The 14,990-nt window shown below is 66.2% G+C and carries 17 protein-coding genes; 8 read left to right on the top strand and 9 right to left on the bottom strand.

Annotated elements, in window-relative coordinates:
• Positions 1–42: 42 nt before the first annotated feature.
• Together VUN84_15075 and VUN84_15070 are read left to right on the top strand one after the other, a co-directional pair.
• Positions 43–303: a glutaredoxin family protein gene (locus tag VUN84_15075; protein ID XAS63600.1), complete on the top strand. Its 261-nt coding sequence runs from the start codon at positions 43–45 to the stop codon at positions 301–303.
• An 88-nt stretch (positions 304–391) separates the two neighbouring features.
• Positions 392–1,084, top strand: a complete 693-nt coding sequence (locus VUN84_15070) for a redox-sensing transcriptional repressor Rex (GenBank protein XAS63599.1) — start codon at positions 392–394, stop codon at positions 1,082–1,084.
• Between the two features lie 64 nt (positions 1,085–1,148).
• Here the strand turns inward: VUN84_15070 and VUN84_15065 are convergent, their stop codons facing one another.
• The 3 genes from VUN84_15065 to VUN84_15055 all read right to left on the bottom strand — a co-directional run bounded on the left by VUN84_15065 (position 1,149) and on the right by VUN84_15055 (position 3,781).
• Positions 1,149–1,988, bottom strand: a complete 840-nt coding sequence (locus VUN84_15065) for a hypothetical protein (protein XAS63598.1) — start codon at positions 1,986–1,988, stop codon at positions 1,149–1,151.
• A gap of 256 nt (positions 1,989–2,244) precedes the next feature.
• On the bottom strand, positions 2,245–2,982 hold the full coding sequence (locus VUN84_15060) for a hypothetical protein (GenBank protein ID XAS63597.1): 738 nt from the start codon (positions 2,980–2,982) through the stop codon (positions 2,245–2,247).
• A gap of 250 nt (positions 2,983–3,232) precedes the next feature.
• A complete protein-coding gene (locus tag VUN84_15055) occupies positions 3,233–3,781 on the bottom strand; it encodes a YceI family protein (GenBank protein ID XAS63596.1) in 549 nt (182 codons plus the stop codon).
• Positions 3,782–3,992: 211 nt separating this feature from the next.
• Between VUN84_15055 and VUN84_15050 the strand changes: the two genes are divergently transcribed.
• The 5 genes from VUN84_15050 to ccsB all read left to right on the top strand — a co-directional run bounded on the left by VUN84_15050 (position 3,993) and on the right by ccsB (position 9,050).
• Positions 3,993–4,658: a histidine phosphatase family protein gene (locus tag VUN84_15050; GenBank protein ID XAS63595.1), complete on the top strand. Its 666-nt coding sequence runs from the start codon at positions 3,993–3,995 to the stop codon at positions 4,656–4,658.
• A 2-nt stretch (positions 4,659–4,660) separates the two neighbouring features.
• On the top strand, positions 4,661–5,278 hold the full coding sequence (locus VUN84_15045; GenBank protein XAS63594.1) for a TlpA disulfide reductase family protein: 618 nt from the start codon (positions 4,661–4,663) through the stop codon (positions 5,276–5,278).
• A gap of 15 nt (positions 5,279–5,293) precedes the next feature.
• Complete coding sequence (locus VUN84_15040; GenBank protein ID XAS63593.1) at positions 5,294–6,049, top strand: cytochrome c biogenesis protein CcdA; 756 nt, start codon at positions 5,294–5,296, stop codon at positions 6,047–6,049.
• 206 nt (positions 6,050–6,255) lie between these two features.
• On the top strand, positions 6,256–7,941 hold the full coding sequence (locus VUN84_15035; protein ID XAS65876.1) for a cytochrome c biogenesis protein ResB: 1,686 nt from the start codon (positions 6,256–6,258) through the stop codon (positions 7,939–7,941).
• Entirely contained in the window at positions 7,941–9,050 is a 1,110-nt protein-coding gene (gene ccsB, locus VUN84_15030) for a c-type cytochrome biogenesis protein CcsB (protein XAS63592.1), read from the top strand. Before VUN84_15035 ends, ccsB begins: the two co-directional genes overlap by 1 nt.
• A gap of 367 nt (positions 9,051–9,417) precedes the next feature.
• Here the strand turns inward: ccsB and VUN84_15025 are convergent, their stop codons facing one another.
• Complete coding sequence (locus VUN84_15025; GenBank protein ID XAS63591.1) at positions 9,418–10,062, bottom strand: hypothetical protein; 645 nt, start codon at positions 10,060–10,062, stop codon at positions 9,418–9,420.
• Between the two features lie 432 nt (positions 10,063–10,494).
• Positions 10,495–10,914 carry a PLD nuclease N-terminal domain-containing protein gene (locus VUN84_15020; protein ID XAS63590.1) on the bottom strand — a complete coding sequence of 140 codons (420 nt, stop codon included), beginning with the start codon at positions 10,912–10,914 and terminating at the stop codon, positions 10,495–10,497.
• 107 nt (positions 10,915–11,021) lie between these two features.
• On the opposite strand from VUN84_15020, the gene VUN84_15015 reads away from it, so the two are divergent.
• Positions 11,022–11,330, top strand: coding sequence for a DUF4229 domain-containing protein (locus VUN84_15015; protein ID XAS63589.1), 309 nt, complete (start codon positions 11,022–11,024; stop codon positions 11,328–11,330).
• Between the two features lie 117 nt (positions 11,331–11,447).
• Here VUN84_15015 and VUN84_15010 read toward each other — a convergent pair whose 3' ends face one another.
• From VUN84_15010 to VUN84_14995, 4 genes are read right to left on the bottom strand one after another with little or no spacing between them, the layout of a single operon-like run.
• Positions 11,448–12,329 carry a 1,4-dihydroxy-2-naphthoate polyprenyltransferase gene (locus VUN84_15010; GenBank protein XAS63588.1) on the bottom strand — a complete coding sequence of 294 codons (882 nt, stop codon included), beginning with the start codon at positions 12,327–12,329 and terminating at the stop codon, positions 11,448–11,450.
• Positions 12,330–12,378: 49 nt separating this feature from the next.
• Positions 12,379–13,533, bottom strand: coding sequence for an AMP-binding protein (locus VUN84_15005; GenBank protein ID XAS63587.1), 1,155 nt, complete (start codon positions 13,531–13,533; stop codon positions 12,379–12,381).
• A gap of 10 nt (positions 13,534–13,543) precedes the next feature.
• Positions 13,544–14,497, bottom strand: a complete 954-nt coding sequence (locus VUN84_15000; GenBank protein ID XAS63586.1) for a 1,4-dihydroxy-2-naphthoyl-CoA synthase — start codon at positions 14,495–14,497, stop codon at positions 13,544–13,546.
• Positions 14,498–14,518: 21 nt separating this feature from the next.
• On the bottom strand, positions 14,519–14,959 hold the full coding sequence (locus tag VUN84_14995) for a VOC family protein (protein XAS63585.1): 441 nt from the start codon (positions 14,957–14,959) through the stop codon (positions 14,519–14,521).
• Between the last annotated feature and the right edge of the window lie 31 nt (positions 14,960–14,990).

Genomic DNA, 14,990 nt, shown 5'->3' with positions numbered 1-14,990 from the left:
CGCGCGTCGACGCAGGACTGGCCGCCGGGTTACCGTGGAGGAATGCCAAGCCCCGACGTCGTCCTCATCACCAAAGCTGACTGCCACCTCTGCTCCGCGGCGCGTGCCGCCGTCGGACGCGTCACTGCGGACCTGGGGATCGGCTGGAGGGAACAGCCGGTGGATGACGACGCTGAACTGCGGGAACGCTTTGCCGAGGAAATTCCGGTGGTGCTGGTGGACGGGATCCAGCGCGATTTTTGGACGATCGACGAGGCCCGGCTGGAACGGACGCTGCGGCGGCTGCTGGGCCATCAGGCCTGAACTGCCAGGGGCGCCGGGGCTGCGCTTTGTTCGGTGAACTGCCGGGGCCCTAGAGTGGAAGCCACAACGCTACTCAATGGAGCAGATAGTGACTTCGCTGGATTCATCCCCCGACGCGATGCCTGGGGGAGGCACTGCCGCCAAGCAGATTCCGCCCGCAGCCGTGTCCCGGCTGACCATCTATCTGCGCGCCCTGACCGCCTTGCTCGCCGAAGGCGTTGACCGGGTGTCCTCCGAATCGCTGGCGGAGGCCTCCGGCGTTAGCTCCTCCACGCTCCGCAAGGACCTCTCCCATGTCGGCTCCTACGGCACCCGAGGCGTCGGCTACGAAGTGCAGTACCTCAACCGGCATATCGCCGCCGCGCTGGGCCTGACCCATGACTGGAAGGTCGCCATCGTCGGCGCCGGCAACCTGGGCAAGGCCCTGGCCCGGTACGGTGGATTCGAATCCCGCGGATTCGACATCGTGGCGATCCTCGACGCGGATCAGATGGTGGTGGGCAGCGAGGTGGGTTGGCTGCGCGTCAGCGATGCCGCAGATTTAGAACCGGTGCTGCGACGGACCGGCGCCAATATGGTGGTGCTTGCCCTGCCGGCCGCTGTGGCACAGGACGTTTGTGACCGGGTGATTGCCGCCGGCGTCCGGAGCATCCTCAGCTTCGCCCCAGTGATGCTGCAGGTGCCGCCCGGGGTCAACCTGCGCAAGGTGGACATGGCAACGGAGTTGCAGATCCTCGCCTATCACGCACAAAGGGCGCAGGACCCGGAGGATGCTGACTAGTTTCAGTCAGCCCGTCCGGCTCCCGCGCCCTGCGCTGGTGCCCGGTTAGGGTGCCGTGTGTCCGTTAGTACGGTCCGCCCGGCTGTCCATACGGGTTGGCGAACGGTTGCCGCTTGCTGAAGTACGGTGCAGTTGCCGGCAGGTACAGCATCACGATGCCGGCGATGCCCAGCAGAACGGCCAGCGTGCCCAGGCTCAACGGGAAAAGGCTGAAGACCGACAGGGCTGCGAAGACTGTGCCCAGGATCCGTGCCCAGTTTTTACCCTTGCGCACATTCAGGGCCACCAGTGCGTACAGCCCGGCGCTGATCACAGCAAACACCACAATGCTGCCGACGATGGCACCCTTGAGGTCCTCGAACCTGATCTCAGCGCCGCCCGCGGCCATCTGCTGTTCGAACATGTCGCGCATGGCGGGAGTGTCCAAGGTGCCGATCGCCAACAGCAGGGAGAGGACCCAGACCACGCCGGACGCTACGAGCAGCCAAAAAGCCGTGTTGACCAGCTTGGGCATACCGGCCTGGACCGATGCCTGCTCTGATGGGTTCTTGGCGTAGGGGGATTGTCCATACGCCGGCTGGTTGTACTGCGGCGGCTGCTGTCCGTACTGCGGAAGCTGGGGTGCATTCTGGCCATACGAAGGTGCCGCGGGCGGCTGCTGGCCGTACTGGGGTGCGTTCTGGCCGTACTGCGGCGCGGCCGGAGCTTGCTGGCCGTACTGCGGTGCGGCCGGAGCTTGCTGGCCATATTGCGGTGCGGCCGGAGCTTGCTGGCCGTACTGGGGTGCGTTCTGGCCGTACTGCGGTGCGGCGGTTGGCTGCTGGCCGTACTGCGGTGCGGCGGGCGGCTCCTGCCCTGGTTCAGGTGAGTCCGGGTTCGACGGCGGGACTGGCGGGATGCTCATGGGCTTTCCTTTGCGTGGCGGTCTCGTTCGGATACCGGAAACAGACTCCTGCCCTGCCCCCAGCATGGTTTACACCCACCGTACCGTGGGCCGGTGCCCGCGCGGATCATTCCTGAGGAGTATTCTCGCGGCTGCCCCCGGCCCGGCTCTGGGCGACCGTTCGGCGAACAGCGTCAGGGTGCTCGTGCAGTCCATGCGCAGGTCACAGCGGGGTTGAGCGCTAGTGGGCATGCGCCGGACACGGATTGGCCGCGGCTCAGGCGCGGCCCCGGAGCGCTGCGAACCACGCCTGGGACTTGGGCATCCACATCAGCGCGGCGGCCACGAGGCTAATGACGAAGCTCGGCCAGCTTCCTCCGCCCCGGCCCTCTGCTGCGCTGGTGTTGAGAATGGCGAGCAGCAAGGAGATGCCGGCAACGATTGTGAGGGCGAAGCGGGCCCACTCGCGGCCTTCCTTCATCTTCATGGCCAGGATGACTTGTGCGGCGGAGAGTGCCAGCGCCACCAGCACCAGCAGGAGCACCACGAATCCCAACCCCGGAATGACGGCCAGCAACACAAACGACCCGAAGAGGCCTATCACTCCGCCCAGCAATCCCAGCAGCCCGCCGATGAGCCAGATCCAGTAGGAAACCTTAAGCTCGGTGGGCAGCCACGTGACGGTAAACATTCCGCCCAGGCCGCCCCGGGGCATCATGTCGTTGAAGTTCTGCGGCCGATCGGCCGGCAGTTCGAAGCGGAATTTGCCGGTCGGCGGGACAGGTGCCTGGTAACCGGGCGGTGTCTCGTAACCGGGCGGTGCCTGGTAACCCGGCGGTGTCTCGTAACCGGGCGGTGCCTGGTAACCCGGCGGTGTCTCGTAACCGGGCGGTGCCTGGTAGCCAGGCGGGGGCGGAACCGGCGGCGGTCCAAAACCTGCCGGAGGAACATTATCCGCCGGAGAAGGCTGGGCTCCCGGCCGCTGCAGTGGAGGTACCTCGTCAGGGTTGCTCATGGCACTCACTGTAGACCGCAAGGGTACCGGTATCGAGAGGTTGGGAGCATGGCGCCGGGCATGTCGGCAATGTGGGCACCCCTGCGTCCCCGGGGAGCTATCGCTGATGCCTCCTTCCGGTGACAGGGCGTCCTGGCACCGTCCCGTTCAGGTTAAACGCGGCACCCCGCAGCGTCCAAGGACAATGCGGGGTGCCGACGGTCGGAGTCCGCAGGAGGGCCGGTCCTGCCAGCCCTCCGGGTGCAGCCGACTATGCTGCCGGTGCGATGAAAGCCAGTTCGAGGTTGATGGCGACCTTGTCACTGACCAGCACGCCGCCGGCTTCGAGGACGGCGTTCCAGGTCAGGCCGAAGTCCTTGCGGCTGATCGTGGTTTCGGCGGACAGTCCCGCACGGGTCATGCCGAACGGGTCAACCGCAACGCCGTTGAACTCGGTCTCCAGTGCCACCGGACGGGTAACACCCTTAATGGTGAGTTCGCCCTGGAGTTCGTAGGCGTCGCCCTTGGGGACGATGGTGTGGGAGACAAAGGAGATCTCCGGGAACTTTTCGACGTCGAAGAAGTCTTCGCCGCGGACGTGGCCGTCGCGGTTGGCGTCGCCGGAGTCGAAGCTCGCGGTCTTGATCGTGGCGTTGACCTTGGAATCAGTGATGTTCTCGGCGAGGTCAAGGCTGGCTTCCGCATCCTTGAACTGGCCGCGGACCTTGCTGATGCCCGCGTGGCGGACGGTGAATGCAATCTCGCTGTGGGAGTTGTCGAGGGTCCAAGTGCCGGTGGTGACGTTGGCGGGAAGTGCCATGGTGGTTCTCCTTGAGTCGGGTGGGCAGTTCAGGTGGTCTGATCGTCAGTCGGTGCTTCATTTGTTGAAGTCTCAACTAACTGCTGCACCCAGTATAAACATGCATTTGCATCTTTTATTCCAAGCGCAGGGAACATTTCGTAAAACTCCTGAGTTCTACTTGTTGTAGAAGATTTCGTCATTACCCCTGCCCTTTGAGAAACTGGTACACATGCCCCAAGCCACTGTCCATTTGCTCCGCCACGGCGAGGTCCACAATCCCGACGGCGTCCTGTACGGCAGGCTGCCCGAATTCCACCTCTCCGAGCTCGGCCAGGAGATGGCCCGGATGCTGGCGGAACACTTCAGTGCGAGGTCCGCGCAGGGAGCGAAGATCGTCCACCTCGCAGCCTCCCCGCTTACCCGAGCGCAGGAGACGGCCCAGCCCATTGCCGCCGCCCTGCACCTTGAGATCGCCACCGAGGACCGGATCATCGAAGCCGCGAACTACTTCGAGGGCCTCCACGTCGACAAGGCTGAACTCCTCCGGCCCAAGCACTGGCCCATGCTGCGCAACCCGTTTCGGCCCTCCTGGGGCGAGGCCTACAAAGACCAGGCCGCCCGGGTTATCGCTGCGGTGCAGGATGCCAGGCTGCGCGCCGTCGAACTCGGCGGTGACGGCGCCGAGGCGATCCTCGTCAGCCACCAGCTGCCCATCTGGGCCACCCGGCTCAGCGCCGAGGGCAAGCCGCTGTGGCACGATCCGCGCAAACGCGAATGCACCCTTACCTCGGTCACCTCCCTGGTGTTCGACGACGCCGGCCGCCTCACGCGCGTCGAATACAGCGAACCCGCGGCCTCCCTCCTTCCCCGTGCCTCCAGCACCCCCGGGGCCTGAGGATGAGCCGCAACCGCGCCTCGTCACCCGTGTCCCGCCGCAGTGTCCTGACGGCGGGCGGTGCCGCGCTCGCCGTCGTGCTGGGGCTCTCCGGCTGCGCGCAGGAGGATGCGCTGGCCCAGCAGGCCAGAGCGGGCGACAACAAGAACTACGTCGCCGGCGACGGTTCGGTGACGGAATTCGCCCTCGCGGACCGCAAGAGCCCCATCGCCATCCAGGGGACCCTCTTTGACGGCTCCGCGGTGACGGCTGAGGCGTTCCAGGGCAAAGTGACAGTGCTCAACTTCTGGTTTGCGGCCTGCGCGCCGTGCCGGGTGGAGGCGCCCTCGCTGGAGGAGCTGCACCAGGAGTTCAAAAGCCAGGGTGTGCAGTTCTTCGGGGTCAACCTCCGCGACGAGAAAGCAACGGCGGAGGCGTTCGACCAGACGTTCAACCTGACGTATCCGAGCTTCAACGACAAGGACGGGGCCGTCCTGTTGGCCGTCTCCGGTCTGGTTCCGCCGGGAGCCGTGCCCACCACACTGGTGCTCGACAAACAGGGCCGGGTCGCGTCCCGTGTGCTGGGCGAGATCCAGAAGGGCACCCTCAAGTCCCTCATCGCCGCCGCCGTGGCCGAGTAGCGGACAGGCGCCGCCGTGAACAGCCCCTTCGCCGAAGCCATCTTGAGTGGATCGCTGCTGCTTGCCATCCCCGTGGCGCTGCTTGCCGGCTTCGTTTCCTTCCTGTCCCCGTGCGTACTTCCCCTCGTCCCGGGGTACCTCGGCTACGTCACGGGACTGACCGGCGTGGACCTCCAGAAGCAGAAGCGCGGCCGCATGCTGGCCGGGATCGGGCTCTTTGTCCTCGGGTTCTCGGTCATCTTCGTATTACTCGGCGGTGCCTTCGGGCAGTTGGGGACGCTGATCACCGGCTCGCAGAACGCCTGGATCACCCAGGTGCTGGGTGTCCTGGTGATCATCATGGGTGTGGTGTTCATGGGCGGCTTCGGCTGGCTCCAGCGTGACGCGAAAATCCAGTCGAAGCCGCCGGCGGGGTTGTGGGGGGCGCCGCTGCTGGGCATCACCTTTGGCCTCGGCTGGGCACCCTGCATCGGTCCGACCTATTCCGCGGTCCAACTGCTGAGCCTCTCCGGTGGGTCCTCGGCTGCCAAAGGAGCGTTCCTTGCCTTCGTGTACAGCCTGGGCCTGGGCATTCCGTTCCTGCTGATCGCGCTGGCTGTCCGCCGGGGGATCGGCGTGATGTCCTTCTTCCGCAAGCACCGGCTTGCAATCCAGCGCATTGGCGGCGGAATCCTCGTGGGCCTTGGCCTGCTGATGGCCAGCGGCGTGTGGGGAACCTGGGTTTCCGAGTTGCAGTACTGGTTTCAAACCGATGTGAAATTGCCGATCTGATGAGCGAGCGAGTGAACGTAGAGAAGAATTCCCCGGCCCCCGGCCCCACACCTGAGGGCACCACGCCTGACGGCCCCGCACACGACGGCACGGCCGTTAAACCCGGTACGTCGCGCAGGCCCGGCAAACCGGGCAGGTCCGAAGCGGGCAGCCCGGTAGCCGCCGCGAAAGCTGACGCTGTCCTGCCTACGCTTGGCCCGCTGGGCATGCTCCGCTGGGCCTGGACCCAGCTGACCAGCATGCGCACCGCGCTGTTCCTGCTGCTGCTGCTGGCCGTCGCCGCGGTTCCCGGCTCGCTTTTCCCGCAGCGGCCGGCCAACCCGTCAATCGTCACGCAATACATCAAGGACCATCCGGACTACGGCAAGATCCTCGACTCGCTCCAGCTGTATGACGTGTACTCTTCCGCGTGGTTCTCCGCGATTTACATCCTGCTGTTCGTCTCGTTGATCGGCTGCGTGGTCCCGCGCGCCATTGCGCACTACAAGGCCATGCGGTCCCAGCCGCCGCGGACGCCCGCACGGCTGTCCCGCCTCCCCGAATACGGCACACTGGTGATTTCCGCGGACGCCGGCGTCCCGGCGTCGCGCGCCATCACCGATGCCGCCGGGTTGCTGAAGAAGCGCGGTTACCGCGTGGATATCCGTGACCGCGACGGAGTCCGGCCGTCTGTGGGCGCCGAGCGGGGATTCCTTCGGGAGGTCGGCAACCTGCTCTTCCACACGTCCTTGATCGGTGTTCTGGTGTCCGTCGCGGCGGGTGGCCTGTTTGGCTACAGCGGGCAGCGGATCCTGGTGGAGGGCGACACCTTCGTCAATACGCTCGTCGGCTACGACCAGTTCACTCCGGGCTCCAACTTCCAAAGCAGCCAGTTGCAGCCGTATTCGGTCCAGCTGGATAAATTCCAGATCACCTTCGACCGGGAGTCCAAGGGCAAGTTCGGCCAGCCCATCGATTTCAAGGCCGATGTGACCACGAAGGAAACGCCGGACGCCCCCGCGAAGAAAGAAGTCCTGAAAGTCAACGATCCGCTCAGTTTGGGTGGCACCAGCATGTACCTCACCGGCAATGGCTACGCTCCCGTAGTGACCGTCCGCGACGGCGCAGGCAACATTGCCATGCAGGGCCCGGTGGTCGCCAAGCTGCAGGGCGATAACTACTACTCCTCCGTGGTCATCAAGGTCCCCGACGCCAAGCCGGAGCAGCTCGCTTTCGCGGGGTTCTTCCTGCCCACCGCGTTTGTCACCGATGCAGGCGTCTCCTTCAGCGGAGATCCCGAGCTGATCAACCCGCAGCTGACCCTGAACTCCTACTACGGCGACCTCGGCCTGAACGATGGTGCGCCGCAGAACGTCTTCGAACTCGACGTGAAAAAGCTAACGCCGCTCAACGCCCGGAACCTCGACACCAAGGGCATTGTCCTGACGCCGGGAACCACCCACACCCTTCCGGACGGCAAGGGCACCATCAGTTTCGACGGCGTGAAGCGATACGTGGGCGTCGATATCCACCACAACCCGGGCCAGCTCTATGCGCTGATCTTTGCACTTCTGGCGGTGGCCGGTCTGGTCACCTCGCTGTACGTGAACCGCCGCCGGGTCTGGGTCCGGACCGGCACCCACGAGGACGGCCGCACCATGGTCGAATACGGGCTCCTGGCGCGCGGCGAGGACCACCGGCTCGCCGGGGAGGCAGCCGCGATCCGCAAGCTGTTCGCCGGTGCCTGGGTCCTTGACGACGACACCTCCCAGACTGCTCCCAGCGGGAGGGCGGATAATGACCGGGCGGATAGCACACAGCCCGGCGCCGGGACCGAGCCCGCCCCCGCACACCCCGCAGCAGACTTCATCCAGTCCACAGCAGGCTCTTCCGAGTCAAAGAAGGATAAGTAATGTTCCCCATCAACGAAACCATGGGCCAGTACAGCGAGTTGTTCATGCTCCTCGCGGCCGGCACGTACACGGTGGCCTTCATCGCCTTCGCCTGGGACCTGGCCAAGAGCAGCAAAACACTGCGCGCAGTGGACCTCAAGGCGGCGGAACTGTCCGGCGCCGAGGCAGCCCGCGTTCCAGTGGGCGCCGGCGTCGGGGCCTCCGGCGGGATTGTTGACCGGGCCGACGCAGACGTGGCCGGGCCGGTGGGCCGGGCCGAACGCCCGTCGTCGGCCGTGGCAGGGGCTGGCGGTGGGAATGCCGCCGGCGTGGGCCAGACCGCTGACGGCGCCATGCGGTACTCCGCTGAACGCCGTGCTCCCGCGCGGGTAGCTGTGGCCCTGACAGTGTTGGGCGTCGCCATCCACGCGGCCGGCGTCATCACCCGGGCCATCGGTTCGGGCCGGGTGCCGTGGGGCAACATGTACGAATTCCTCACCACCGGCGCGTTCGTCGCTGTGGCTGTTTTCTTGGTGGTCCTGATCCGTCGAGACCTGCGCTTCCTGGGTACTTTTGTGGTGGGCCTGGCAATCATCATGCTCGTGGCTGCCTCGGTGGCCTACTGGACCCCTGTGGGACACCTCGTACCGGCTCTGCAGAGCTATTGGCTGATCATTCACGTCTCGATCGCCGTGCTGTCCTCCGCCCTGTTCACCTTGACCTTCGCCATGTCCGCACTGCAGTTGGTTCAGTCGCACCGGCAGAAGACCGTCGCGGCAGGCGGGGCCGACAAGCTTGGTTTCATGCGCTTGGTTCCGTCCGCGCTGAGCCTGGAGAACCTTTCCTACCGAATCAATGCCATCGCCTTCGTCGGCTGGACCTTCACGCTGATGTTCGGCGCCATCTGGGCCGAAAAGGCGTGGGGCCGCTTCTGGGGCTGGGACACCAAAGAGGTTTGGACCTTCGTGATCTGGGTGGTTTACGCCGGCTACCTGCACGCCCGCGCCACCCGTGGTTGGACCGGAACCCGTGCGGCCTGGCTGTCGATCGTCGGTTACCTCTGTGTGGTCTTCAACTTCACCATCGTGAACCAGTTCTTCAACGGACTGCACTCCTACTCGGGGCTCTAGCCCTCGCCCCACGGGCTTCCCCGCCCGTTTCCGGGCCTGACCCGGAAATGTGCCACAAATGGCCGCTAAGCCGCACCGCTTAGCGGCCATGTGCGTCAATTAGGTGGCTGGAGTCGCGGCATAGCGGCCGTTCGCGCCAGATGGGTGCCGGGGAGGCGGTGCTTCGCTGGGAGACCGTGATGGGTTTGGCCCGGGTACCGTCCCCAGCCCGTGGAGGGCTTCGCGCTCCGTCGGTTCACCACAAATGGCCGCTAAGCCGCACGGTGTGGCGGCCATTTGCGTCAGATGGGTGGCCGGGGACACGGTGTGGCGGCCATTTGCGTCAGATGGGTGGCCGGGGACAAGGCCGGACAGATCGGATAAGTGGCTAGGACGGCCGCCGTGGCATAGAACCGTGGCCTGGCGCCCAGCCACGCTCCGTCAGGGCCCGGCGCACCCGGGTCACGGCACCCGGCTCCCTACCGGGCGCCAGAGGGTGCAGGTCGCGTTGCGTCAGCACGACCACGCGCCACCCCGCATCCCGGGCGCTCTCATCCCGGTAAATGTCGCTGCGGCGTTGCAGGGGATCGGCGTGGTGCCCGCCGTCGTACTGGATCGCTACCTTTTCCCGGTCGTAGGACAGATCAGGATCTTGAATCCAGTTTCCGTTCTCGTCCAGGACGGGAATGTTCACTCCGGGCTCCGGCAAGCCATGTCTGACCAGGATCAGACGGAGTTCGGTCTCCTTGGGGGAGTCCGTGTTGGCGCGCATGAGTGCCCGGGCCTGCATGGCGCACCGGTAGCCTTTCCTGCCTTGTTTCCCGGAGAGAAACTCGTCCAAGGCGGCCGGCGTCGTGAGCGGGTTTCTTCGCCGCAGGAGGAAGTCGCCGGCGATCACCAAGTCATCGAGGCTGAGTATTCCGGCAAGGTCGAACCAGGTCCGTGCGGGGGAGGTGCAGTTCATCCAGGTGCCGGTGACGACTTCGGCAGGCTCGAGGAACTGCTGATGGCCCACCACATACTTGTGCCGCACGGCCCGCCTGCTCGGATCACTTATCAGGTGGATGACGGCCGGATTCTCCAGCGCCGGCGGCAGGGGGAATCGCCAAAGCACGGCTGCGGACAAGTGACTGACAGTTGCGCCGGTTACAGCAGCCAGTGCGCGCAGACGTGCCGTCGATATGTCCGGCATGGCGGCTGCGGTTCGGACTCCGTGACACGGGCTTGCGAGATCCCGAGCCCGTGTCCGGCGCCGGCTTAGTCCTGCAGCGCGGGCCTGGGCCACTGTGAAAGGCCGGTTTTGGAGCTGCGGGGGAAGGTCTTTGGGCGGGCGCATACGAGTAGCCTGCGCCCAGCAGCCGTGAACTCCTGGGTTTTCCACAGAGTGGAGGACGAGTGCGGGCCCCGGGATCTCTTGGTGCCTGGCGCGGCCGCGGGAAGGAAGGCCGGGAATGCCTGGAGAAGGCTACTTGACCTCGTCGGTGCCCTGCGGGTCGCCGCTGCCGTGGGCTTCGCCCGGTTCGTTCGTGTGCTTGCCGGAGTCGTCACCCACGGTGCGCTCCTTCGCTTCAAGATCTGCCTTGAGCTTCTTGAGGCGGTCGGCCTCGGCCTGGTTGCGGCGGCGGAGCTCCAGGTTGCGCAGGAAATCCGGGTCGTCGTCCGGCGCTACGGTGTGGCTGTACGTGGGACGGGCGGGGGCTGTGCCGCGGGGTCGGCCGATAAGAAACCAGAGGATGGCCCCGATTACCGGAAGGACGATCTGCACCACAATCCAGGCTGGCTTCGAAATCCCCTTGGTCTGGCGCGAATCAGTGCGGATCACGTCGATGAGTCCGTAGACAAAGACAACGAGTATTGCGACGGCAACCACTACACGGAGGAGCATGCTTCCAGTTTAGCCGTCGGGGGAGCTCACGGCGCCTCCTCGTCCGCATCGTACGCACGATGCAACCTCGGTGGGGCGGGCCGGCCGGCGGCGGCTAAACTTGGAGTGTGGATTTCTTGAAATACTCCCTGATCCGGCTTGCGCTCTTTCTGCCCTTGTTCGCGCTGTTCCTCTACCTTGAGCTCGGCTGGCTGCTCGCCGTCCTATGCGCAGGCATGATGGCGTTCGCGATTAGCTTCCTGTTCTTCCAGAAGCAGCGCGACGCCGCTGCTGCGTCGCTGCACCAGCGTTTCTCCGGCAAGGCCAAGCCTTTGCGCAGCGCTGGGGAAAGGGCAGACGCCGACGCCGAGGACCGCCTGGTTGATGCGCACCCGGACATCACCGTGCACAAAGACAGTCGCCCGAAGGACTCCTAGCTCCCACGACTCCTGGCGCCGCTGACCCGCGGCCGCTGGACTGGCGCCGCTATGCCCGCAGCGTCTACGTCCGCGTCCGCAGAAACGCGTCCCGGAGGCCGCCGGGGGACCAGGCGCCTAGAAACCGTGGCTCAGCACCAAACCGAGCGAGAACAACACGGCGTAGCCAAGATTGATGAGTCCGGTCTGTTTGAGCACCGGGATAAGGCTCTTGCGGCGCCGGCCAGCAATCATCAGCCAGGACGGCATCAGGCTCGCCGGGATCAACAGCAGCACAATCAGCACCCACGGCCGGGCCGGCGCCAGCACAACCGGCAGCAGGATGGCCACGGCGAGCATCAGCACATAGCTCTCCCGGGCATGCTTATCCCCGAGCCGCACGGCCAGAGTCTTCTTTCCGGCCTTCCGGTCGGTAGGGATGTCGCGGACGTTGTTGGCCATGAGCAGCGCGCAGGCGATGAGGCCGGTGCCGATGGCGCCGACGATGGCGGGGACGCTGATCTGACCGGCCTGCGTGTACGTGGTGCCAAGGGTCGCGACGAGGCCAAAGAACACAAACACGAACAGATCGCCCAGGCCCAGGTAGCCGTAAGGGTTCTTCCCGCCTGTGTAGCCCCAGGCAGCGAGAACGCAACCCAGACCCACCAATACCAGCCACCAGGCCTGGGAGAGGATCACCAGGCCCAGGCCGAACACCATCGCCAGTCCGAAGGCTGCGAACGCGGCGTACTTGACGTGCTCGGGTTTCGCCGCGCGGGAGCCCACCAGCCGGAGCGGGCCCACCCGGTCCTCGTCGGTGCCCCGGATGCCGTCCGAATAGTCGTTCGCGTAGTTGACGCCGATCTGCAGCAGCAAGGCAACCAGCGCGGCCAGCACGGCGTTGAGCGGGCGGAAGGAGTCCAGTTCGTACGCGGCGGCGGTGCCGATCAGCACCGGCGCGATCGCGGCCGGCAGGGTGCGCAGTCGGGCGCCTTCGATCCATTGAGCGGCTGTAGCCACGTTTTAGTACCTCGTGTTGGTTGGGCGGCGCCGGGAGTGCCCGGCTTATCTATTTTCCCTGATGGAGCTCGGAGAGCCGAACCGTCATGGCAAGCCGGTCCGGTTTCCCGTTCGGCAGCCACAGCAGGTCGCCGGCGGCCAGCACGGTTTTGGGGGCGCGAACACCCAGGGCGGCAGCCCACGGGGTCCCTGCAGTGAAGGACGCCAGGGCCTGCGGTGAGCTGTCCGCTACGGCCACGTACGCCGCGAGGGCCTGGCCCCATTCGGCCGAGGGGACGCCGGCGACGAAGGCTGCCAGGACGCCGTCGAACTGCTCAAGCTCCGCCTGCACGTGCGCTGCGGACACCTTCACGCCGCCGGTGATGACGACGTCGTCGGCCCGGCCCAGAACGGTCAGCTTCCCGGTGGGGTCGATGGAGCCGAGGTCGCTGGTGCGGTACCAGCGGACACCGTCCTCCGCAAAGAAGGCGGCGGCGGTGGGTGCCGGTTCGCCGAGGTAGCCGGCGGCCAGAGTGGCGCCGCCCAGCAGGATCCTGCCGTCCCCGTCCACCCGGGCCAGCACGTCCTCAAGCGGGAAACCGTCGTACACACAACCGCCGCAGGTCTCCGCGGAGCCGTAGGTGGTGATCACGCGGGCACCGGCGTCGCGCGCGGCGGCCAGCAGCGCGGGCGAGGCAGGGCCGCCGCCGAGCAGGATGCCGTTGAAGCGCCGCAGCACGGCAAGCGTCTCGGCCGACGGGGAGTCCAGCAACCGCTGCAGCTGGGTGGGAACGAGTGAGGTGAACCGGATCTTATCCGTGAGCTCCAGGGCGGCGGCGGTGAACGCGGCGGGCGTGAACCCGGCGGAGAGGTCCATGGCCCACGGCCGGGTGCCGGCGAACAGGGAGCGCACCAGCACCTGTACCCCGGCCACGTACTGCACGGGCAATGCGAGCAGCCACTGGCCCTCACCCTTGAGTGCGAAGGCCGTGGCCACGGAGGACGCCGCCAGGGCGTCCACGGTGAGGACCGTCGCTTTGGGCGTGCCCGTGGATCCGGAGGTCCGCACCACGACGGCGGCATCCTCCACACCGGGCGTCTCCACCGGTTCCACCACGGCGGAACCGTCAGGTCCCGCGGAAAATTCGACGGCGGGACCCTCGCCGCCGAGGGCAGCCGCCAGCGCCGCCAGCACAGGATCGAGGTTTACAGCTCCGGAGGTCATGGGGACCGCCTTAGAAGTAGTACGGGAAGCTGGACCAGTCCGGATCGCGCTTTTCCAGGAAGGCTTCCTTGCCTTCCACGGCTTCGTCCGTCATGTACGCCAGCCGGGTAGCTTCGCCGGCAAAGACCTGCTGGCCGGCCAGGCCGTCGTCGGCGAGGTTGAAGGCGAACTTGAGCATCCGGAGGGCCTGCGGGGACTGCCGGGCGATGTCGGCGGCGTACTCCAGCGCCACGTCCTCCAGCCGCTCGTGCTCCACCGCCTCATTCACGGCCCCCATCCGGACCATGTCCTCGGCGGAATATTCGCGGGCCAGGAAAAAGATCTCCCGGGCCGCCTTCTGGCCGATCTGGCGGGCCAGCAAAGCAGAGCCGTACCCCGCGTCGAAACTGCCCACGGTGGCATCGGTCTGCTTGAACTTGCCGTGCTCGCGGGAAGCGATGGTCAGGTCGGAGACGACATGCAGCGAGTGCCCGCCGCCGGCCGCCCAGCCGTTCACGACGGCGATCACCACTTTGGGCATGGTGCGCATGAGCCGCTGGACTTCCAGGATGTGCAGGCGGCCGGCACGGGCCGGGTCGATGGTCTCGGTGGTTTCGCCTTGTGCGTACCGGTAGCCGTCCCGGCCGCGGATCCGCTGGTCCCCGCCGGAGCAGAACGAGTGGCCGCCATCCTTGGGGGAGGGTCCGTTGCCGGTGAGCAGCACGGTGGCCACGTCCGGTGTCATCCGGGCGTGGTCCATGGCGCGGTAGAGCTCATCGACTGTGCCGGGACGGAAGGCGTTGCGGACCTCGGGCCGGTCGAAGGCAATGCGCACCGTCGGCAGGTCCCGGACCGTGGCGCCGTCGGCGGAACGCTCCACCTGCCGGTGGTACGTCATGTCCTGAAAGTCGTCGAAGCCGGACACAGTGCGCCAGCGGGAGGGGTCAAAGACGTCGGATACCTTGGCGGGGATTTCGTTGCTCACAGTCCGAGTCTAGTAATCGGCTCAGCTGATACAGAACTCGTTCCCCTCCGGGTCGGCCATGGTGTACCAGGAATGCGGGCCTTCGTTGGCGGTCCAGAGGTAGGTGGCGCCGCGGGCCTCGAGGGCTGTCCGGACCTCGTCCTTGTCGGCTCCGGCCAGGTTGATGTCCCAGTGGATGCGGTTCTTGCCGGTCTTTTCCTCCGGAACGCTCTGGAACAGGATGCGGCGGGTGGGCGGTGTGGCGTGGATTTCGTCCGGCGGCCGGATCGCGGCTCCCGTACGCCATACGAGGTTGCCGTGGTGGCGGGTGGTTTGCCCCTCCGTCGCGAAGCCCTGCTCGATCATTGAGCGGATGAAGCCTTCATCCTGGGGCTCCACGGCCCACTCCAGGCTTTCTGCCCACCATTCGGCGAGCTCGTGCGGGTTCAGGCAGTCGACGGCGATCTGGATGTTCAGTGTCATGGAAAGAACCTACGACGCCGGAGCCCCCGGC

Source organism: Micrococcaceae bacterium Sec5.8 (assembly GCA_039636775.1).
Lineage (GTDB): Bacteria > Actinomycetota > Actinomycetes > Actinomycetales > Micrococcaceae > Arthrobacter.
Note: the sequence above shows the minus strand (reverse complement) of the source record. Positions and strands in the feature narration are given on the sequence as shown.